At 72.1% G+C, this 19,774-nt stretch carries 18 protein-coding genes; 10 read left to right on the top strand and 8 right to left on the bottom strand.

All coding sequences use genetic code 11. From position 1 onward, the window contains the following. Window positions 1-43: 43 nt before the first annotated feature. The 4 genes from ACGFIM_RS15270 to ACGFIM_RS15255 all read left to right on the top strand — a co-directional run bounded on the left by ACGFIM_RS15270 (window position 44) and on the right by ACGFIM_RS15255 (window position 3,816). Window positions 44-1,516: an oligosaccharide flippase family protein gene (locus ACGFIM_RS15270; protein WP_393200374.1), complete on the top strand. Its 1,473-nt coding sequence runs from the start codon at window positions 44-46 to the stop codon at window positions 1,514-1,516. After that, window positions 1,503-2,390 (top strand): glycosyltransferase family 2 protein, encoded by an 888-nt coding sequence (locus tag ACGFIM_RS15265; protein ID WP_393200372.1) that lies wholly within the window; start codon window positions 1,503-1,505, stop codon window positions 2,388-2,390. Before ACGFIM_RS15270 ends, ACGFIM_RS15265 begins: the two co-directional genes overlap by 14 nt. 68 nt (window positions 2,391-2,458) lie before the next feature. Beyond that, window positions 2,459-3,124, top strand: coding sequence for a hypothetical protein (locus tag ACGFIM_RS15260; protein WP_393200369.1), 666 nt, complete (start codon window positions 2,459-2,461; stop codon window positions 3,122-3,124). After that, window positions 3,121-3,816 (top strand): hypothetical protein, encoded by a 696-nt coding sequence (locus ACGFIM_RS15255; protein ID WP_393200367.1) that lies wholly within the window; start codon window positions 3,121-3,123, stop codon window positions 3,814-3,816. Before ACGFIM_RS15260 ends, ACGFIM_RS15255 begins: the two co-directional genes overlap by 4 nt. On the opposite strand, the gene ACGFIM_RS15250 is transcribed toward ACGFIM_RS15255, so the two are convergent. Continuing rightward, on the bottom strand, window positions 3,804-4,727 hold the full coding sequence (locus tag ACGFIM_RS15250; protein ID WP_393200365.1) for a DUF6492 family protein: 924 nt from the start codon (window positions 4,725-4,727) through the stop codon (window positions 3,804-3,806). The two genes, ACGFIM_RS15255 and ACGFIM_RS15250, sit on opposite strands and share 13 nt — an antisense overlap. 120 nt (window positions 4,728-4,847) lie before the next feature. Between ACGFIM_RS15250 and ACGFIM_RS15245 the strand changes: the two genes are divergently transcribed. After that, complete coding sequence (locus ACGFIM_RS15245) at window positions 4,848-5,567, top strand: hypothetical protein (protein WP_393200363.1); 720 nt, start codon at window positions 4,848-4,850, stop codon at window positions 5,565-5,567. Then, a complete protein-coding gene (locus ACGFIM_RS15240; RefSeq protein ID WP_393200361.1) occupies window positions 5,564-6,928 on the top strand; it encodes an O-antigen ligase family protein in 1,365 nt (454 codons plus the stop codon). Before ACGFIM_RS15245 ends, ACGFIM_RS15240 begins: the two co-directional genes overlap by 4 nt. Here ACGFIM_RS15240 and ACGFIM_RS15235 read toward each other — a convergent pair. Further along, window positions 6,925-7,470 carry a dTDP-4-dehydrorhamnose 3,5-epimerase family protein gene (locus ACGFIM_RS15235; protein ID WP_393200358.1) on the bottom strand — a complete coding sequence of 182 codons (546 nt, stop codon included), beginning with the start codon at window positions 7,468-7,470 and terminating at the stop codon, window positions 6,925-6,927. The two genes, ACGFIM_RS15240 and ACGFIM_RS15235, sit on opposite strands and share 4 nt — an antisense overlap. A gap of 154 nt (window positions 7,471-7,624) precedes the next feature. On the opposite strand from ACGFIM_RS15235, the gene ACGFIM_RS15230 reads away from it, so the two are divergent. The 4 genes from ACGFIM_RS15230 to ACGFIM_RS15215 are packed head-to-tail and all read left to right on the top strand — an operon-like array spanning window position 7,625 to window position 13,131. Continuing rightward, the gene (locus tag ACGFIM_RS15230; RefSeq protein WP_393200356.1) at window positions 7,625-8,380 is read left to right on the top strand and encodes a WecB/TagA/CpsF family glycosyltransferase; all 756 of its coding nucleotides are present in this window, start codon (window positions 7,625-7,627) and stop codon (window positions 8,378-8,380) included. Window positions 8,381-8,405: 25 nt separating this feature from the next. Beyond that, on the top strand, window positions 8,406-10,499 hold the full coding sequence (locus ACGFIM_RS15225) for a glycosyltransferase (protein ID WP_393200354.1): 2,094 nt from the start codon (window positions 8,406-8,408) through the stop codon (window positions 10,497-10,499). Further along, entirely contained in the window at window positions 10,496-11,824 is a 1,329-nt protein-coding gene (locus ACGFIM_RS15220; protein WP_393200352.1) for a hypothetical protein, read from the top strand. The genes ACGFIM_RS15225 and ACGFIM_RS15220 overlap by 4 nt, the downstream gene beginning before the upstream one ends. Before the next feature lie 11 nt (window positions 11,825-11,835). Then, a complete protein-coding gene (locus ACGFIM_RS15215; RefSeq protein ID WP_393200350.1) occupies window positions 11,836-13,131 on the top strand; it encodes a hypothetical protein in 1,296 nt (431 codons plus the stop codon). A gap of 49 nt (window positions 13,132-13,180) precedes the next feature. Here ACGFIM_RS15215 and ACGFIM_RS15210 read toward each other — a convergent pair whose 3' ends face one another. The 6 genes from ACGFIM_RS15210 to ACGFIM_RS15185 form a co-directional block, all read right to left on the bottom strand. Further along, window positions 13,181-14,143 carry an NAD-dependent epimerase/dehydratase family protein gene (locus tag ACGFIM_RS15210; protein WP_393200348.1) on the bottom strand — a complete coding sequence of 321 codons (963 nt, stop codon included), beginning with the start codon at window positions 14,141-14,143 and terminating at the stop codon, window positions 13,181-13,183. Window positions 14,144-14,287: 144 nt separating this feature from the next. Beyond that, window positions 14,288-15,334 carry a 2-oxoacid:ferredoxin oxidoreductase subunit beta gene (locus tag ACGFIM_RS15205; RefSeq protein ID WP_393200346.1) on the bottom strand — a complete coding sequence of 349 codons (1,047 nt, stop codon included), beginning with the start codon at window positions 15,332-15,334 and terminating at the stop codon, window positions 14,288-14,290. Further along, window positions 15,327-17,171 (bottom strand): 2-oxoacid:acceptor oxidoreductase subunit alpha, encoded by a 1,845-nt coding sequence (locus ACGFIM_RS15200; protein WP_393200344.1) that lies wholly within the window; start codon window positions 17,169-17,171, stop codon window positions 15,327-15,329. Before ACGFIM_RS15200 ends, ACGFIM_RS15205 begins: the two co-directional genes overlap by 8 nt. A gap of 124 nt (window positions 17,172-17,295) precedes the next feature. After that, a complete protein-coding gene (locus tag ACGFIM_RS15195) occupies window positions 17,296-17,385 on the bottom strand; it encodes a putative leader peptide (protein WP_393200342.1) in 90 nt (29 codons plus the stop codon). 33 nt (window positions 17,386-17,418) lie between these two features. Then, on the bottom strand, window positions 17,419-18,900 hold the full coding sequence (locus tag ACGFIM_RS15190; RefSeq protein WP_393200340.1) for a polysaccharide deacetylase family protein: 1,482 nt from the start codon (window positions 18,898-18,900) through the stop codon (window positions 17,419-17,421). Window positions 18,901-19,005: 105 nt separating this feature from the next. Further along, complete coding sequence (locus tag ACGFIM_RS15185) at window positions 19,006-19,377, bottom strand: NADH-quinone oxidoreductase subunit A (RefSeq protein WP_393200338.1); 372 nt, start codon at window positions 19,375-19,377, stop codon at window positions 19,006-19,008. Window positions 19,378-19,774 lie beyond the last annotated feature (397 nt).

Below are 19,774 nucleotides of genomic sequence, written 5' to 3'. Positions count from 1 at the left end.
GACTGACGACGCCGTGACTGACGACGCCGTGACTGACGACGCCGTGACTGACGACGCCGTGACCGGCACGACCGTCGAGGCGATCGGCCGCAAGGCGAGCAGCGGGCTGCGCTGGAGCCTGCTCGGCAACACGGTGACCAAGGCGGCCTCGTTCGTGATGAGCCTGGTGCTGGCCAGGCTGCTCGCGACCGAGGACTTCGGCGTCTACGCGGTGGCGCTGGCCGCCACGCAGTTCGTCATGGTCGTCAAGGACGCGGGCGTGATGGCCGCCGTCATCCAGTGGCGCGGCCGGGTCTCCGAGATCGCGCCCACGGCCACGGTGCTCGCGTTCTGCTTCGCCACCGGCCTGTACGCGCTGTTCTGGGCGGGCGCGCCGTACTTCGCCGCGCTGGCCGGCAGCGAGCCGGCGACCGGCGTGGTGCGGCTGCTCACGGCCGTCATCCTGGTCGAGGCCGTGACCGCCGTGCGCAGCGCCGTGCTGATGCGCGAGTTCGCCCAGGACCGCCTCGCCGCCGCCAACCTCGCCGGGTTCGCGGTCAACGCCACGGTCGCGATCTCGCTGGCGGCGGCCGGCGCCGGCGCCTACAGCTTCGCCTGGGGCCAGCTCGGCGGCGTGATCGTGACGGGGGCCGTCATCATCCGGCTGGCCAGGATGCCGTGGCGGCTCGGCTTCGACCGGGCCATCGCCGCCCGGCTGCTGCGCTTCGGCCTGCCGTCGGCGCTCGGCTTCGCCCTTGAGGCCGTGCTGATGAACTCCGGCTTCGTCGTCGTCGGCGCGGTGCTCGGCGAGGTGCAGCTCGGCTACTACCTGCTGGCCTTCAACGTGTCGAGCTGGGTGCCCGGGGTGATCGGCACCGCGCTGCGCTACGTCGCGCTGCCCGGCTTCTCGCGCCTGGCCGAGGACGAGGACGCGCTGTCGGAGGGCGTGCGCAGGTCGGTGCCGCTGCTGGTGTCGTTCGTGATGCCGGTGGCGCTGGTCATGGCCACGCTCGCGCACCCCCTCATCACGTTCCTGTACGAGCCGCGCTGGGCGCCCGCGGCGCCGGTGCTGAGCTTCCTGTCCGTGCTCATGGTCGTCAGGATGATCACGTCGTACCTGGTCACCGACATCCTCATCTCGACCGGCGCGACCAGGAGCACGGTCTGGCTCAACCTCGGCTGGGCGCTTGCGCTGCTGCCCGCCCTCGTCGCCGGGGCGCGCCTCGGCGGCATCACGGGTGCGGCCGCCGGGCACGCCGCCGTGGCCGTCCTCGTCGCGCTGCCGCTGGGCGCGTTGCTGCTGCGCCGGCAGGGCGTGCGGCTGCGCGGCGTGCTGCCCGGCCTCGTGCGGCCCGCGCTGGCCTCGGCGGTCACGTACGCGTACCTGACCGCGCTCGCCGCCGCCGTCGACTGGCCCCCATGGGCGGAGCTGCCGGTCGTGGGCGGCTCGGGACTGCTCGTGTTCGCCTTGCTGGCCACGCCGCGCGCGGTGCTCGGCCGTCTCACGCGTCAAGGGAGGGCCCATGTCAGGCTCTGAGCTGGTGTCGATCGCCCTGCCCGTGCGCAACGGCGCGGAACGGCTGGAACAGGTCGTGAAGTCCGTGCTCGCGCAGGACTACGGGGACATCGAGCTGGTCATCTCCGACAACGCCTCGACCGACGCCACCGAGGAGGTGTGCAGGGACCTCGCCGCGGGCGATCCCAGGATCGTCTACCACCGGCACCCGCACAACGTCGGCCTGCTCGGCAACTTCATGCACGCCGCCAGGATCTCCAGGGGCGCGTTCGTCCGCTGGATCGGCGACGACGACCGGCTCGACCCGTCCTGCATCTCGCGCGCCATGGCGGCCTTCGCGGCGGACGCGCGGCTGGTGCTGGTCACCACGCAGGTCGCCTACACCGGCCCCGACGGCGTGACCAGGACCGCCGCCTACGACGGTTCCGGCCTCGGCTCCGACGACCCGGTCGAGCGGCTGCGCGAGTGGCTGCGGCTGCTCAACGAGAGCCCGCTGCTCATGGACCCGCTCTACGGGCTGCTGCGGCGCGGGCCCGCGACCGGCATCCCGCGCAGGAACATGCTGCGCGAGGACGAGATCTTCGCCGCCAAGCTGGCGCTGGCCGGTCCCTGGGGGCACGTGCCCGAGGTGCTGGCGCACCGCAACACCCGCGTCGAGCGCCTTACGAAGGTGGCGCGCAGGCTCGGCGTGCCGCCCTGGCAGGCGCACGTGTCCAACATCCTCCAGCTCCGCGAGCTGCTGCGGTGGGTGGGCTCGGCCGGGCACGTGCCGGGGCTGACGAGCGCGCAGCGCCGCGCGGCGCGGGCGGCCGTGCTGCGCATGTACGCGCGCAGGCAGCGCCACACGGTCGTCAGGCGTGGCCGCAAGGTGCTGTCCCTGCTGCGTCCCGCGTAACGAATGTCATGAACGCGCGATTTCCCCATGTATCCGAATCAGCGGTACAACGCGGACGGGCGGGCCAAGTGCGCTTCTGGACGACTCTTCTCGGTCTGGCCGGGAACAGGCTCGTCGGTCCTCCCGTCATCGTGGCGGTGCTGGTCTTCGCCGCCGCCGGGTTCCTCCTCACGCCGCCCCGTTACGTGTCCTCGGCCGCCATGGTGATCACGATCTCCACCGCGGGCGGCACCCAGGAGGTCAGGCCCGCGGCCGAGCAGCTGCTGACCAACCCGCTGCTGCAGTTCGGCGACCCGCTGCGGACCACGGCGGGGATCGTCATCCTGTCGATGCGCAACGAGCGGGTGGCCAAGGCGCTCGGCGTCACCGACGGCGGCCCCGTCGAGGTGACCGTGGACGACGGGCGCACCGACCCCGAGCTGCTGAAGGTGGGCTCCACCGGGCCGTTCGTGCACATCGAGGTGGAGGGACCCTCGGCCGCCGCCGTGCGGGACGTCATGGCCAAGGCGCAGGGCCAGGTGCGTACGGAGCTGAAGAACTGGCAGACGTCGCTGGGCGCGCCGCCCATCACCCACATGGGCATGCTCGACGTGCGGCCCGCCACCCCGCCCGAGCCCGTCTACCGGGACAGGATCCTCGCGGCGGCGGGCGGCGGGGTGCTCGGCGCGCTGATCGGGGCCGGGGTGGCGTACGCGCTCACGCGGCGCGCGACGAGGGGTGGGGTGCCACGGTGACCACGGCTTTCTGGACCGATGTGCTGGGGCTGCTGCGGCGGCGCGCCATCGCCCTGCCGATCCTCGCGCTCGCCCTCGTCCTCGCGGTGACGGCGTACCTCATCACCCCCGCCCGCTACGCCACCGAGTCGTCGCTGATCCTGACCCCGCCGCCGAGCGGCGGCACACTCTCGCTCGACCCGGCCAGCCCGGTCGGCCAGACCAACCCCCTGCTGCAGCAGAACAACGGGCTGCGCACCGTGGCCGGCATCCTCATCGTCGCGCTCAACGGCAAGGACGAGCTGCGCCGCCTCGGCGTCACCGAGGACGGCCCGACCACCATCGTCATCGACGACGGGCGGTCCAACGCCGACCTGCTCGGCGTCGAGACGCTCGGGCCGTTCCTGCACGTCGCGGTCGAAAGCGACGACCCGGCGGCCGCCAGGCAGGTGCTGGAGAACGCGCACCGGCGGCTGCGCGAGCGGCTCACCGCCTACCAGGTCGCGCTGGGCGCGCCGCGCAGCACGTACATCACGCTCAGCACCGTCGTGGTGCTGCCGCCGGAGTACGACCCCACCGCGAAGATCCAGTACGCCGTCGGCGCGCTGCTCGCCACGGTCCTGCTCGGCCTCGCCGGCGCGTACGCGGTGCGGGTGCGCGGCCTCTTCCGCCGCCCCGCCTCCCAGGACGCGGCACCTGCTCAGGACGTCTGAGCGGCGACCTCCATGCCGCGCCGGATGGCCGCCTGCCGCACCTCGGGCGGCGTGCCCGACTTGGAGGAGATCAGCATGCCGATCGCCTCGGGCCCCACCCGCCCGGCGAAGTCCAGCGCGGTGCGCAGGTCCATCGGCGACTCGTCGGGCGTCTTGTGACAGATCGAGGTGTCGGACGGCGGCCGTCCCTCGGTGGCGCTCAGCACCTCGTCGACGAAGACGCCGTACAGCATGAACTCGGAGACGTGCAGCCGCGAGCCGAACGCCTCGATCCAGTGCCGCCCGGTGCTCTCCCGGAGCCGTTCCTGCAGCTTGCGCACGGTGGCGGGCTGCCAGAACGTCAGCGGGCTCATGTAGTCGGGCAGCGGCGGCCCCGGCGGCGGGGGAAGCCGCAGCAGGTCGCGGGCGACCCGATGCCACAGCAGGTGGCGGGGCATCCCCGCGTGCACGCCGCCCTCCAGCCTGTGCAGCGCCACCCGGCCGCCGACCAGCGCCCGCGCGGCGGTGACCGGCCGGAGCAGCACCACGTCGGAGTCGGCGACCAGCACGACGTCGGTGTCCATGGCGGCGCTGGCGACGATCTTGACGATCTGCTGCATCACCCAGCCGCGCACCGGCGGCCATGGCCGGCGCGCGTTGACCCAGATGCCCGTGCGCGGCACCTGGACGTACCGCCTGGGCAGCAGCTCGTCCACCGACCAGACCCGGCAGCGCGGCCCCGCGTACGGCGCGAACAGCGGCAGGTCGGGGCGCGGCACGATCACGTGGTGCACGGTCTCGGGCGGTGTGCAGCGGAGCACCGAGCGGTGCAGGTCGCCGAAGTGGCCGGCGTCGGGGCCGTAGCTGGGGGTCACGACGGCCAGCGTCTTCATGGGCGGCCCCACGGCGCGCAGCACTCTTCCACGGCTCACCTCTCGCGGATGCCTCTGTCGGCCCCGGTGTATCGAGGGCCGGCTTTGGCACGTTACAGATGTCGGGTAACACGCCCGGCTTTCCCGTCGATTGCCTCAAAGAGGGGTGAGGGGGACGACGTGGATTTATGGCAGGCGATCTCCGTCCTCGTCCGCCGCTGGTACGTGGCCCTGTCGGCGCTGCTGCTGACGATCACCGCCGCGTACGGCATGTACACCACGATCCCCACCCGGTACGTCTCGACCACCCTCATGGTGCTCACGGTGCCGCCCAGCGGCTCCTACCGCATGCCGCAGCCCAACCACCCCAACCCGCTGGTCAACCCGCTGCTGAACTTCGACGGCGGCCTGAACATGACGGCCTCGATCATGGTGCAGGTGCTCGGCAGCCCCGAGGTGGCCGCCCAGCTCGGCGTGCACCCCGACTCGCCGACGACGTACGAGGTGCACAACGGCCACCCCAACCCGGAGCTGCTGATCAACGCGCCGTTCGTGGTGGTCGAGGGCACGAGCCCGTCGCCGCAGGACGCCAAGCGGATCGTCGAACGGGTCGCCGAGCGGGCCAAGGCCGAGCTGGACCGCCGCCAGCACCTGCTGGGCGCGCCGCCGGAGACGTTCATCAAGCTGACCCCGATGATCGGACCGACCGAGCCCCAGCCCGAGCGGGGCGGCAGGACCCGCGCCGCGGCCGTCGTGCTGGCGCTGGGCGTCATGGCCGCACTGGGCGCCTGCTACGCCGCCGAGAGCATCGCGCAGGGGCTGCGGCGGCGTAAGGGGCAGCGGCCGCCGGAGCCCCGCGAGGCCGCCGCGCCGGCCGAGGAGGCGGTGCTGCCGCGATGAGCGTCGCCACCCCGCCGCCTGCGCCGCCTGCGTCTTCTGTGCCCCCGCCGCCGCCCGGCCCGCCGCGACGCGCGGGACGCCGCGGCGCGGACGCCGCCACCCTGTGCGCCCTCTTCGTCGTGGTGCTCATGCTGGTGCCCGCCCGCCAGGTGATCGGCGGGCTGCCCTTCGACCTGACCTACGCCGAGGCCATGGGCCTCATGGCCGTCGTCTGGTGGTGCTGCGCCCACCTCACCACCACGCTCGGCGCGGCCAAGGGCCCCAGCATGGTCAGGTACGCGATCTACTTCTACGTGATCACGTTCCTGGTGACGTACGCGTACACGACGGCCGGCTACCTGCCCCCGCACGAGCTGGCGCTGTCGGACCACATCCTCGTCATCACGGCCGGCGTCGCGGGCATCGCGCTGCTCGCCGTGGACGGCGTGTCCGGGCGCGACCGCCTCGACCTGGTGCTGAAGACGCTCGTCGTCGCGGGCGCGATCATGGGCGTGATCGGCGGGCTGCAGTTCCTGTTCACCTTCGACCTCACCGAGTACCTGCACGTGCCGGGCTCCCGCCTGCGCTCGGTCGAGGAGACGATCCTGCAGCGCAACGGCGTCAACAGGGTCGCCTCGACGGCCACGCACCCCATCGAGTTCGGCGTGGTGTCGGCGATGGTGCTGCCGCTCGGGCTGCACTACGCCTTCGACGCCTGGGAGCGCCGCGCGCCCTCGCTGCGCTGGTGGGTGATGTGCGCGCTGATCGCGGGCGGCATGGCGTTCTCCGCCTCCCGCTCGACCGTGCTCGGCCTGGCGGGATCGGGGGTGATCCTGCTCGCCGGGTGGAACAGGTCGCGGCGGCTGCGGGCGGGCGCGGGGCTGATCGGCTTCCTCGTGCTGCTGCGGCTGATCGTCCCCGGCCTGCTCGGGGCGATCATCGGGCTGTTCGGCAACCTCGGCAACGACGAGAGCCTGCGCTGGCGCACCAACGACTACAGCATCGCGCTCGCCGAGTTCCTGCGGCATCCCTGGCTCGGGCGGGGCCACGGCACCTGGTTCCCGCCGCACCACCCGGTCTTCGACAACCAGTACCTGCTCACCGCCGTGCAGGGCGGCATCTGGGGGCTGCTGGGGTTCGCCGGGCTCTTCGTCGCCGGCATGGTGGCGGCGCTGCGGGTGCGGCGGATCGGCGCGGACGCGCGTACCAAGGACCTCGGGCTGACGCTGGCGGCGGCGCTGGCGGTGCCGCTGCTCGGCTGTGCCACGTTCGACCTCGCCTCGTTCAGCACCGCCAACTCGCTGTCGTTCCTGCTGATCGGGCTGGCGGGCGCGCTGCTGCGGATGGTGCGCCGCGACGCCGAAGCCCGGGCGGCGCTCTAGAGGCCGAGCCGCCGCAGCGCGTCCTTCCACGAGCCGGCGTTCAGGTCGCGCGCGCTGATTGCGGTGACCGGCAGCGGCCAGGCGATGGCGAGGTCGGGGTCGTCGTAGCGGACCGAGATGTCCTCGGACGGGTCGTGCTCCCTGTCGATGCGGTAGCAGACGTCGGCCTCGGTGAGCGCCTGGTAGCCGTGGAGCAGGCCGGGGGGCACGTACAGGTGGACGAAGTCCTTGTCGTCGAGCGTGACCGCCATCTGCCGCCCGAACGTCGGCGAATCGGGGCGGGCGTCCACGAGCACGTCGTACACCGCGCCACGGGCGCACCTGACGAGCTTGGCCTCGCCGCGCCCGCTTCTGCCGTGCAGGGCGCGGATGCCGCCCGCGACCGTGCGCGACTGGCTGTCCTGGACGAACGCGGCCGGGTCCAGCCCGTGCTCCTCGGCGATGGCGGCGTCGAAGGTCCTGGTGAAGAATCCGCGCTCGTCGCGGTGCGGGATGGGGGTGAACAGCAGTGTCCCGGCCAGCGGGCCGCGCTCCACTCTCATAGGGCAATCCTGAACCTTGGTGCGTAACGGATAAAGCCCTGCCCCGATGACAAAAAGGAAGGACTGACGGCCAGGCACGTCAAGCCCGAGGAGGGGTGAGGACAATCCCGTGGACCGCTCCTCCGGAAGGAACGATCCAGCATCCCGCACCCGGGTGGGGGCCATCGAGGTCATGGCGATGACCGAGGCCGAGGTCGCCGGGCACGTCACGCGCGCCTGGCACGACGGCCTGGGCGGCGCGATCGTGACCGCCAACGTGGACATCGTCAGAGCCGCCACCCGCGCACCCGAACTGGCCGCCCTGGTCGCCGCGGCGGAGCTGGTGGTGGCCGACGGCATGCCGGTCGTGTGGGCCGCCAGACTCGCCGGCGCCCGCCTGCCCGGCCGCGTCACGGGCGCGTCCCTGGTCTTCACGCTCGCCGCGTGCGCCGCGCGCGAGGGCCGCTCGGTCTTCCTGGTCGGCGGCGAGCCCGGCGTGCCCGAGCGGGCCGGCGAGGTGCTGGCGGCCCGCTACCCCGGCCTGCTGGTCGCGGGTGCGTACGCGCCGCCGTTCGGCTTCGAGCGCGACCCCGCCGAGGTGGACAGGACCGTCGAGCTGGTGCGCGCGGCCGCACCCGACCTCGTCCTGGTGGGGCTCGGCTTCCCCAAGCAGGAGCGGCTCATCGCCGTGCTCCGCCCCGAGCTGCCGCGCGCCTGGTACCTGGGCTGCGGCGCGGGCATCCCCATGGCGGCCGGACGCTTCAGACGGGCGCCGCGCGCCCTGCAGCGAGCGGGCGCCGAGTGGCTCTTCCGGCTCGCGCTGGAGCCGCGCCGCCTGGCACGCCGGTATCTCCGCGACGACCTGCCCTTCGCCTTCGGCCTGCTGGCCGGCGCCGCGTGGCGGCGCCTGACGGCGGGTCGCCGCCCCTAGACACCCGACAGATTGGCCACCGCCGATGAGCGTGCCCGCGATCGACCACCCCGCGCTTGCCGTCGTCATCGTCACCTACAACAGCGGCGAGGTCATCGAGGACTGCCTGGCCGGCCTGCCTGACGCGCTGCGCGACGCCGGACCCAGCAGGACGATCGTGGTGGACAACGACTCCCGCGACGACACCGTGGCCAAGGTGCTCGCCGCCGGGCCGGGCGTCGAGCTGGTCCGTACGGGCCGCAACGGCGGGTTCGCGGCCGGCGTGAACGCGGGCATCCAGGCGGCGCCCGGCTGCGACGTCCTCGTGCTCAACGCCGACATCAGGCTCGCGCCCGGCTCGGTGCGGCTGCTGCGCGAGAAGCTGCGCGAGCCCGGCACCGGCATCGCGGTGCCCCGGCTGACCCACCCCGACGGCAGGCTCCAGCTCTCGCTGCGCCGCCGCCCCACCGTGCTGCGGGCGCTCGGCGAGGCGCTGCTCGGCGGGCTGCGGGCGGGCAGGTACGCGCCGCTCGGCGAACTGGTCGCCGATCCCCGGGCGTACGACAGGCCCGCCCACCCCGACTGGGCCACCGGCGCGGCCTGGCTGATCTCCCGCCGCTGCCTGGACACCGTGGGCCTGCTCGACGAGCGCTACTTCCTGTACTCGGAGGAGACCGAGTACATGCTGCGGGCCCGCGACCACGGGCTGCGGGTGGCGTACGAGCCGCGCGCACGGGCCGTGCACATCGGCGGCGACCAGGACCGCTCCAGCCCGCTGTGGACGATGGCGGCGCTCAACCGGGTCAGGCTGCACCGCGAGCGCCACGGGCCCGTACGGGCTCAGGCCATGCGGCTGGCCGTGGCGCTGAACGAGGCGCTGCGCGCCGTGGCACGCGGCCGGACCGGCGGCGCCCGGCACCGCCAGGCGCTGCGCGAGCTCGCCCGCATGCCCGCCTGGCCCACGCCGCCAGAGGCTCCCGGGGAGCCGCCGCCGTACGTCTGCTTCTCCGGCCAGGACTGGTGGTACCACAACAGGGCGCACTCCGACTTCCAGCTCATGCGCCACCTGGCCCGCACCCGCCGCGTCCTGATCGTCAACAGCATCGGCATGCGCATGCCCACACCCGGCAAGACGAGGTACGTGGCCAGGCGCATCATCAGGAAGCTGCGCAGCGTCGCCAAGCTCGTCCGCAGGGTCGAGCCGCGCTTATGGGTCATGTCGCCCCTGCCGCTGCCCTTCTACCGCAGCCCCAACGGCAGGGCGCTGAACGCCTGGCTGGTCAGGACCCAGGTGCGCGCCGCCTGCGCCCTCCTCGGCCTGCACCGACCGGTAATCATGGTGACGATCCCGACCGCCTGGGACGCCGTACGCCCCATGCCCCGCCGCGCCCTGGTCTTCAACCGCTCCGACCGTCACTCCGACTTCCCCGAGTCCGACCGCCCCACCATCGAGGCGCTCGAACGCGCCCTGCTGGAACGCGCCGACCACGTCGTCTACGTCAGCCGCGCCCTCATGCGCGAGGAGGCCCCGCTGACCGGCGAGCGCGCGTACTTCCTCGACCACGGCGTGGACCTCGAACACTTCACCCCCGTGCCCGAGGAGCGACGGCCCGCCGACCTGCGCGCCATCCCGGGGCCGCGCATCGGCTTCTTCGGCGCTCTCGACGACTTCGTGGTGGACTTCGAGCTGCTCGAACGGGTCGCCGTCGAGCTGCCGGAGACCTCGATCGTGCTCATCGGCGACGCCAACGGCGACATCGGGCGGCTCACCAAGTACCCCAACGTCCACTGGCTCGGCTTCCGGCCGTACCAGGAGATCCCCGCGTACGGCTCCGGCTTCGACGTCGCGATCATGCCCTGGTCGGCCAACGACTGGATCAGGCACGCCAACCCGATCAAGCTCAAGGAGTTCCTGGCGCTCGGCCTGCCGGTGGTCAGCACCCCGTTCGACGAGCTGGCACACTACGCGGGGCGGGTCAGGGTGGCCGCCACCCCTGAGGAGTTCGTCGCGGCGATCAAGACGAGCCTGGCCGAGGGCCCGCCGCTGCCCGCCGAGGAGCTGCGCGCCTCGCTGGCCGGCGCGACCTGGGCGGGCCGTGACGCCGCGCTGGCGGCCCTGACGGAACGGGATCCGGGATGAGCCGGGACGAGCCCCCGAAGACGGCCGGGCAGGGCACACCGGCGGCGAGGCGAGGCACGTGGGCCAAGGTGGCATCGGTGGTGACGGCCGCCGCGATCTCGGCCGGCGGCTGGGTCTGGCTGCGCGACCACCCGGCGCCGCCCCCGCCGCCGTCGCTGACCGCGCCGTCCATGACGTTGCGCGCCCTGCCGACGGAGGGCCCGGACGCGTACGCGGCATGGCCGCGCCTGGCCGAGGCGGGCTGGGCGCGGGAGTCGTTCTTCCCCGTCGGGCTCTGGTTCGCCACGGCCGGCACGGCCGGGCAGGTCGCCGCCGACCGGGCCATGGGCGTGAACACGTACCTGGAGCTGACCGCAGGCAGCCGCCCCCGCCTGCTGCGCGAGGCCGGGATGACCGTGCTGAGCACCGAGCGCCCGCCGGGCACGGGCGCGGAGACCGTGGGCGCCACGCTGCCCGCCAAGGCCGACGAGTGGGCGGGCATCGGGCAGTCCCGCTGGAGCGGCGGGACCGGCCGCGCGCCGTGCCGCCCCGAGCTGTCGTACTGCGGCTACACGGTGCTGAGCACGAGCGCCGCGAGGCTGCCCCGCGGCGCCGGCCCCGTCTACGCCACGTTCGGCAAGGGCGTCGTCCACCAGGCCACCGACCCGCAGGCCGGCAGGTTCGTCAACGACTACGCCGACCTCGTCGGCGTGGACGTCAACTGGTACGCCGACGAGAACGTCTGCGACGAGGCCGCCCGCTGGCGGCAGCTACCGGCCGCCCAGTGCCGCCTGGCCGCCAACTACGGGGCGACCGTGGACCGCGTACGCGAGCTGGACGCCCGCGACGGCCTGCGCAGGCCCGTCTTCGCCGTCATCTCGCTCGCCGGGCTCACGCCCGGCCAGGTCGGCGGCGCGGTGATGAGCTCGCTCATCCACGGCGCGCGCGGCATCATCTACGACCCGCACGGCCCAGGCGGGCGCTGCGCGGGCGACGACCTGCTGCGCGGCGCCTGCGGCGCGCGGCTCAGGCAGGCGGTGACCGAGCTGAACGCCCGGATCAAGCGGCTCGCGCCCGTGCTCAACGGCCCCTCGTACGCCTACGACTTCGCCCCTGAGCTGGACACCGTGCTCAAGGAGCACGACGGCGCGTACTACCTGTTCGCCATGCCGGGACGCGGCGCGGCCACCGGCGAGCACACGCTCACCGTGCCCGCGAACCTGTCGCGGAGCGGCCTCGTCGAGGATCATCTGACGGGACGCCCGATCGAGACCGACAGGGAGGGCCGCTTCACCGCGACCTTCGCCACCGAGCACGACTACCACGTCTATCGGATCACGCCGTAGCCGGGAGGGACATGGCTTCGCGGAGGCTGTCGAAGTGGTTACTGCTCATCCCGCTGGTGCTGGTGGTCGGCGTGGCGTGGGTCGTCGCGCAGGGGGGAGCCGCCACCACGGCCGGGCGCTTCGACCTGCCGCGCGTGCCCTGGGAGGGCGGCCCCGCCTACTACGCGGACTTCCCCGTGGCCAAGGAGGCGGGGTGGACGGACCCGGCGTTCTTCCCCATCGGGGTCTGGTTCGAGTCCGTGCTGGAGGAGCGTGACGTCCGGCTCGACAAGGAGGCCGGGCTCAACACCTACGTCGAGCTGACCGCCAACAGCGACATGAAGCTGATCCGCGAGCACGGCATGTACGCCATGACCAGCAAGCCGCTCCCCGGCACTGGTTCCGAGACGGTCGGCTGGCTGCTCACCGACGAGCCCGACATGTTCGCAGGGCCCGGCGACGGCAAGTGGAGCGGCAAGTTCGCCGGAGAGGGACAGATCTGCCTGCCGGAGAAGCCGCCCTGCGGCTACACGGTGATGAGCACCCTCAAGGACAGGCTGCCCAAGGGCGACGGCCGCTTGCACTACGCCAACTTCGGCAAGGGCGTCGCCATGTGGGAGCCGGACGAGGAGGCGAGCAGGTTCGTCAACTCCTACACCGACGTGCTGTCCACCGACATCTACTGGTACACCGACGCCCACATCTGCACGGAGGCCGAGACCTGGCTCAAGCTGCCCCGCGACCGCTGCCCCAGGGCCGCCAACTACGGCCGGGTCGTCGACAGGACCCGGCGGCTCGACGCGCTCGACGGCCGCCGCCAGCCCGTGTACGCCTTCGTCGAGGTCGGCTGGCCCGGCGCCGACGGGCGCACCGCCATCACCGCCGACCAGATCGCCGGGGCCGTCATGAGCGCCCTCGTGCACGAGGCGCGCGGCATCGTCTACTTCAACCACAGCTTCGGCGGTCCCTGCGTCAGCCAGCACGTGCTGCGCGAGCCGTGCACCGAGGACATCAGGGCCGCCGTGACCGAGCTGAACCGGCGCATCACCTCCCTGGCGCCCGTGCTCAACACCCAGTCGTACGCCCACACGTTCGAGCCCAGGCTCGACACCATGCTCAAGCGGCACGACGGCTCCTACTACATCTTCGCCACCGTGGGAGAGCAGGGCTCGCCCGGCACCTACCGGCTGCGGCTGCCCGCCGCGCTCGCCTCCGCCGGCAGCGCCGAGGTGCTGTTCGAGAACCGCAGCGTGCCCGTCCGCGACGGCGCCATCACCGACGCCTTCGCCAGCGAGCACGCCTACCACGTCTACCGGGTCACGCCCTGACCCGGTCTTCCGGTGGGCTTCCACGGTCGCCCCTGGTCAGGCTTCCCGGTCACGCCTGGCCGGCTTTCCTCGCCACCCCCGGGTCGGGCTTCCTCGCCACCCCCTGGTCGGCGAGGCGCTTGGCGTACCAGGCGAGCGTGCGGCGCAGCCCGGCGGCCAGGCCCACGGTGGCCCGCCAGCCGATCAGCTCCTGCGCGGGGCCGGTGTCGGCCACCTGCGTGATGTCCAGCGGCCGGTCCGCCACCGCGCCGAAGCGCGGCTTGACCGGGCTGCCCGCCAGCTCGTACAGCTGCTCGACCACCTCGCGCACGGACGTCGCGACCCCGGTCCCGACGTCGAAGGACTCCCCGATCGCCCGCTCGCTGTCCGCGGCGGCGACGAACGCCTCCACCACGTCCTCCACGTACACCCAGTCGGCGAGCTTCGCGCCGCTGGTCAGGCGGGGCTCCTCGCCGCGCAGGAGCGCCAGGGTCACGTACGGCACCAGCTTGGTCCGGTCGCGCTGTGCGGGCCCGTACACCATGGAGGGGCGCAGCACCGTGCACGGCAGCCCCCACAGCCGCCGGTACAGGTCCGCGTAGCCGGAGGCGGCGTGCTTGGCCATCGCGTACGGCGACGGCGGCGCGGCCTGCTCGTTGCCCGGCCTGGGCTCTTCGATCGAGCCCGCCAGCACCACCCGGCACCCGGCGCGCACGGCCGCGGTCAGCAGGTTCACCGTGGTCTGCAGGTTGCCCGCCAGCGTGCGCGGCACCAGCTCGGGCTCCCGCGCGCCGTTCACCTCGCTCGCCAGGTGGAAGACGACGTCAGGACGTACCGTGCGGACCAGCTCGGCCGTGGCCTCCTGGTCGCGCAGGTCCACCTGGTGACGGCGGATCCCGCCCTCGCCGCCGGGCCGCTGGGTCCTGCTCACGCCGTGGACCTCCGCTCCCAGCGCGGCCAGGCGTGCGGCGAGGTGCCCGCCGATGAAGCCCGACGCCCCCGTCACCAGGGCCCGTCTGCCCGTCCACGTCATAGGCGCCCCTTCCCCCTGCCTGCCGGTCACAGATGTATCCGGGCCCGCTCCTGCGCCGTTACGACCTGGAAACGGCGGACGCCGCCGCCCCTCGCCGGGGCGGCGGCGTCCAGAACGCTCGCGGGGGACTCGCGGGGGAAGACGTCAGTTGATGCGCCAGGTGTCCCCGCCCATGAGCAGGTCGCCGAGGTCGCCGGGACCCTGCTGCGCCACGGCCTCCTCGAGCTGGTCGGCCATCAGCGCGTCGTACGACGGCCGGTCGACGTTGCGGAAGATGCCGATCGGCACGTGCTCGAACGCCGGCTCGTCGAGCCTGCTGAGCGCGAACGCCACCGACGGGTCGGGGTTGTGCGCGTCGTGCACGAGGATCTGGTCCTCGCTGACGCTGTCGCGCGGCACGACCTCGATGCCGCCGGACGCGCCGCGCACCACGGCCTTGCTGGCGCTCACGATCGGCTGACCGTGCTCCAGCCGCAGCGTGATGTCGTCGCGGACCTCGGGGTCCTTGAGCGGCTCGAAGGCGTTGTCGTTGAAGATGTTGCAGTTCTGGTAGATCTCCACCAGCGACGTGCCGCGGTGGGCGGTCGCCTCGCGCAGCACCGACTGCAGGTGCTTGCGGTCGGAGTCGATGGTGCGGGCCACGAACGACGCCTCCGCGCCGATGGCCAGCGAGATCGGGTTGAACGGCTTGTCCAGCGAGCCCATCGGCGTCGACTTGGTGATCTTGCCGAGCTCGGACGTGGGGGAGTACTGGCCCTTCGTCAGACCGTAGATCCGGTTGTTGAACAGCAGGATGTTCAGGTTGACGTTGCGGCGCAGCGCGTGGATCAGGTGGTTGCCGCCGATCGACAGCGCGTCGCCGTCACCCGTGATCACCCACACGCTCAGGTCGGGCCTGCTGGCCGCGAGCCCGGTCGCGATCGCCGGCGCCCGCCCGTGGATGGAGTGGAAGCCGTAGGTGTTGAGGTAGTACGGGAACCGCGACGAGCAGCCGATGCCGGAGACGAACACGATGTTCTCGCGCTTCAGCCCCAGCTCGGGCAGGAAGCTCTGCACCGCCGCCAGGATCGCGTAGTCACCGCAACCCGGGCACCAGCGCACCTCCTGGTCGGACTTGAAGTCCTTCAGGCTCTGCTTCACGTCGGTCTTGGGGACGAGCGACAGGCCCTTCCCGTTCACCAGCTCAGTCACTGTCGATCACGTCCTGGATGACTCCGGCCAGCTCCTCGGCCTTGAAGGGGAGCCCGCGCACACGGTTGTAGCTGATCACGTCGACAAGGAACTTCGCCCGCAGCAGCAGCGCGAGCTGGCCCAGGTTGATCTCCGGCAGCAGCACCTTGTCGTAGCGCTTGAGCACCTCGCCGGTGTTGGCGGGCAGCGGGTTGAGGTGGCGCAGGTGGGCCTGGGCGACCTTGCCGCCGCTCCTCCTGATGCGGCGCACGGCCGCGGCGATCGGCCCGTACGTCGAGCCCCACCCGACGACCAGCACCTTCGCCTCGCCGTCGGGGTCGTCGACGACCAGGTCGGGCACGTCGATCCCGGCGACCTTGGCGGCGCGGGTGCGCACCATCAGGTCGTGGTTGTCGGGGTCGTAGGAGATGTTGCCGGTGCCGTCGGCCTTCTCGATGCCGCCGATGCGGTGCTCGAGCCCGGCCGTGCCGGGGATCGCCCACGGGCGGGCCAGCGTCTCGGGGTCGCGCTTGAACGGCAGGAACTTGCCGTCCTCGCCGTTGGGCTCGGTGGTGAACGGCTGCGAGATGTCCGGCAGCTCCGACACCTCGGGCAGCCGCCACGGCTCGGAGCCGTTGGCGAGGTAGCCGTCGGACAGCAGCATGACCGGCGTGCGGTACTTGATCGCGATCCTGGCCGCCTCGAGCGCCGCGTCGAAGCAGTCGCTCGGCGACATCGGCGCCACGACCGGTACCGGCGACTCGCCGTTGCGGCCGAACATCGCCATCAGCAGGTCGGTCTGCTCGGTCTTGGTCGGCATGCCGGTGCTCGGCCCGGCCCGCTGCACGTCCACGATGATCAGCGGCAGCTCGGTGGTGACCGCGAGGCCGATCGTCTCGGCCTTCAGCGCCACACCGGGACCGCTGGTGGTCGTCACGCCGAGCGCGCCGCCGAACGCGGCCCCGAGCGCCGCGCCGACACCCGCGATCTCGTCCTCCGCCTGGAACGTGCGGACACCGAACCGCTTGTGCTTGGACAGCTCGTGCAGGATGTCGCTGGCCGGGGTGATCGGGTAGGAGCCGAGGAACAGCGGCAGCTTCGACTGCACGCTCGCGGCGATCAGGCCGTAGGCGAGCGCCTGGTTGCCGGAGATGTTGCGGTAGACGCCCGGCGCCAGCCGGGCGGGACGCACCTCGTACGAGACCGAGAACGACTCGGTCGTCTCGCCGTAGTTCCAGCCCGCCTGGAAGGCCGCGATGTTGGCCTTGGCGATCTCGGGCTTCTTCGCGAACTTCTGCTCGAGGAACTTGATGGTGTGCTCGGTCGGCCGGTGGTAGAGCCACGACAGCAGGCCGAGCGCGAACATGTTCTTCGACCGCTCGGCGTCCTTCTTCGACAGGTCGAAGTCTTCGAGGGCCTTGACCGTGAGCGAGGTCAGCGGCACCGCGTGGACCCGCCACTCGCTGAGCGAGTCGTCTTCGAGCGGGTTGGCGTCGTAGCCGACCTTCTGCAGGTTGCGCTTGGTGAACTCGTCGGTGTTGACGATGATGTCCGCGCCCTTGGGCAGGTCGCCCAGGTTGGCCTTGAGCGCGGCCGGGTTCATGGCCACCAGCACGTTCGGCGCGTCGCCCGGCGTGAGGATGTCGTGGTCGGCGAAGTGCAGCTGGAAGCTCGACACGCCCGGCAGGGTGCCTGCGGGGGCCCGGATCTCGGCGGGGAAGTTGGGCAGCGTCGACAAGTCGTTGCCGAACTCAGCCGTGCCCGCGGTGAAACGGTCGCCGGTGAGCTGCATTCCGTCGCCGGAGTCGCCGGCGAATCTGATGATCACGCGGTCGAGTTGCTGGACCTGCTTCGTCACAGCTCAGTCCTCCTCGACGCGCCACTGCGCGGTTGCCTTAGGCGCGTTCTCTGTTTCCATGCTAGATCCTCGAAGGTGACGCGTTTGCATGCCGCCCGAAGCGGGTAGACGCGGTCGGAGTCAGTCAGGGCGAGGTGAGAGAGCGACGACACAGCCCGGCGGCCACCCTGCAGAGGTCTACATGCAGGCGGGCGAACAGGACGGTTCGGGTCACGAGCGCCAACTATACGTCCCCCCAACAGGTGCGCTACGTCAGGGGCTGCTTACCCGGCAGCTCGTTCCCTGACCTGTACATGCGGCCGGCCTGCATCCCCACAGGGCCGTACAACTCCGGAACGGTGACGAAGGTGTAACCGTTCCCGCGCAACCTTCTGAGGATGTCCGGAACCGCATCCACGGTTTCCCGATGAATGTCGTGCATGAGAATGATCGCACCTGGATGGGCCGCATGCACGACCCGGTCCGCTATTTCGGCGGCATCCTTGGCGGACTCGTCCTCGGAGTCCACGTCCCAGGTGACCACCGCGCACCCCATCTCACGTGCGACGTCGCGCACCTGAGGGTTCACCGCCCCGTACGGCGGCCGCACCAGCGACGGCCGCTGCCCGATCACCTCCGACACCGCGTCCGAGGTCTTGCCCAGCGAGTCGGCGACCTTGCTGCTCGGCTGCTTCGACAGGTCCTTGTGCGACCAGCTGTGGTTGCCGACGAGATGGCCCTCCATGCTCATCCGCCGGATCAGCGCGGGCTCTGCGGACACGCTTCCGCCGAGGGCGAAGAACGTGGCCCGCGCCCGGTGCTCGGCGAGGATGTTCAGCAGCCGGCCCGTGTACGGCCCGGGGCCGTCGTCGAAGGTCAGCGCCACGCACTTGCGCACGCGGCAGTCCACGCCGCCCGCCCGGCTGCTCACCGCGTCGGGGCTGCTCGTGGGCGTGAACGACGGCACCTCAGGGGCCGCCGACCGCCTGGCCGCATCGCGCGCCGCCCGCTGGGCCCGCCGGCCCAGCTCCGACAGCAGCGGCGCCGCCTGCTGCGCCGGGATCGCCACCGCCACCCGGCCGAGCGAGCACCTGCCGACCTCGCAGTCGTCGAACTCGACCACCAGGTCGCCGTTCCTGTTGAACGCCATCGAGTCGAACAGGCCGGCGTCGGCCGTCACGCGGCTGCGCTCCACCTGCCCGCCGCGGTCCGCGAGCGCCTCCTTCACCAGCGCGGCCAGCCGTTCCAGCGCGGGCTTGCCCGCCAGCAGCCCGGTCGAGCCCGCGGCCTTACCGGTGTGCGGGTCGAACCAGTACGTACGGGTGGAGTTGCCCCAGCTCGTCCCCAGGAACTCGCCGGTCCGCAGCCGGACGCCCACCGCGTCGGGGGAGGCGGCGGCGAGCTGCCAGTCCACGTTCAGCTCGGGCTTCGGCAGGATGGGGGCGTTCCCGCCGGTCGCCCGCCTGAACTCCTTGAGCTGCCGCTCGGCGCGGGCCTTCAGCGCCCGGTTCAGCGCGGAGGCGCCGGCCAGCACCGGGTATTTGATGTGCACGTACCTGCCGGACGTCGCGTCGCCTTCGGTGAGGGTGGCGGTGGACAGGCCGACGACGGTGGCGGGATCGACGAAGTCGATCAGCGTCGGCTCTGCCGGGACCATGATGTCCTCGCCGTTGGAGGCGGCGGCGAGACCGCAACCCGAGGCGGAGAGTGCCAGCAGAGCGATTCCGGCGCAGAATCGCGATTTATGCATGGATGTCAGGTTATGGGCGTGGTCTTACCGATTTACTCGGATTTTGTGTGATCAATCCTGACCTTTTGACCGCGCTGGGTAACCGCCTCGACCGGTTTGGGAGGCTCATGTCCAGGTCAGGACCCGTTTCCGCCACGCGTACAGAATCCCCAGGGCGATGAACCCCAGGAAGACGAACATCTCCACGAGCGTCGTCAGCCCGTACCCCGGGGCGTCGAACACCGTGGCCCACGGGAAGAGGAAGACGGCGTCCACGGCGAACACCACGTACAGGTACGTGAAAACGTAGTAGCGGATCTGCGACTGCGCCCACCCCTCGCCCACGGGGTCCACGCCGCACTCATAGGTGACCAGCTTCTCCGGCGTCGGCCGGGACGGACGGAGCAGACGGTTGGCGAACAGCGCGCCGGCGACGATGATGACGCCGATGGCGAGCAACGCGGCCACGAGCACGTAGGAGCCGAAGTAGCCGTCCATGCCCGGATCGTAACCCGCCGAGAATTTCCCACAAGAGCACCGCCCCGCCCCCACCCGCACAACCCCGGCTCCGCTGCTCACCTCCACGACCCGTGCACTGCGCGCCACCGGCGCCGTACACCACGCCTCCCGCGCTCCCACTCGCACAATCCCTGGCTCCGCTGCTCACCTCCACGACCCGTGCACTGCGCGCCACCCGCGCCGCACACCTCGCCTCCCGCGCTCCCACTCGCACAATCCCTGGCTCCGCTGCTCACCTCCACGACCCGTGCACTGCGCGCCACCCGCGCCGTACACCTCGCCTCCCGCGCTCCCACTCGCACAATCCCTGGCTCCGCTGCTCACCTCCACGACCCGTGCACTGCGCGCCACCCGCGCCGCACACCTCGCCTCCCGC

This window comes from Nonomuraea sp. NPDC049309, assembly GCF_043196965.1.
Lineage (GTDB): Bacteria > Actinomycetota > Actinomycetes > Streptosporangiales > Streptosporangiaceae > Nonomuraea > Nonomuraea fastidiosa.
The sequence above is the reverse complement of the archived record's forward strand: the minus strand, read 5'-3'. Positions and strand labels throughout refer to the sequence as shown.